This is a genomic window from Corynebacterium sp. 122RC1 (assembly GCF_024580955.1).
Taxonomy (GTDB): domain Bacteria; phylum Actinomycetota; class Actinomycetes; order Mycobacteriales; family Mycobacteriaceae; genus Corynebacterium; species Corynebacterium kozikiae.
Window position 1 is genome coordinate 1 of sequence record NZ_JANIKD010000068.1, and the last position, 422, is coordinate 422.

Annotated in this window: 1 pseudogene; it reads left to right on the forward strand. The window is 51.7% G+C overall.

The window, feature by feature from the left end:
* Positions 1 to 422: pseudogene (eno, locus tag NQ050_RS11105) on the forward strand (phosphopyruvate hydratase); the annotation flags it as partial.

A 422-nucleotide genomic window follows, 5' to 3' on the forward strand; every position in this document is an offset into this window, starting at 1 on the left:
GTCCTGTGGGTGCTCCTTCCGAGAAGGAGGCTATCCGTATGGGTGCTGAGGTGTTCCATGCCTTGGCTAAGCTCCTGAAGAGCCGCGGTCTTTCTACTGCCGTAGGTGATGAGGGCGGTTTTGCTCCTGCACTCGATGGTATTGAGGATGCGCTCGACAGCATCTGCCAGGCTATCAAGGATGCCGGTTATGAGCCAGGAAAGGACGTGAAGATTGCCATGGACTGTGCTGCCAGCGAGTTTGCCGTTCAGGAAAATGGTGAGTGGTACTACGATTACCGCCAGTTGAAGGATGGCAAGAAGAAGGATCCTAATGGTAAAAAACTGACTGCTGCTGAGCAGATCAAGTTCCTGGAAGAACTGATTACCAAATATCCTATCGATTCAATCGAGGATGGCCTTGACGAGAACGATTGGGACAAC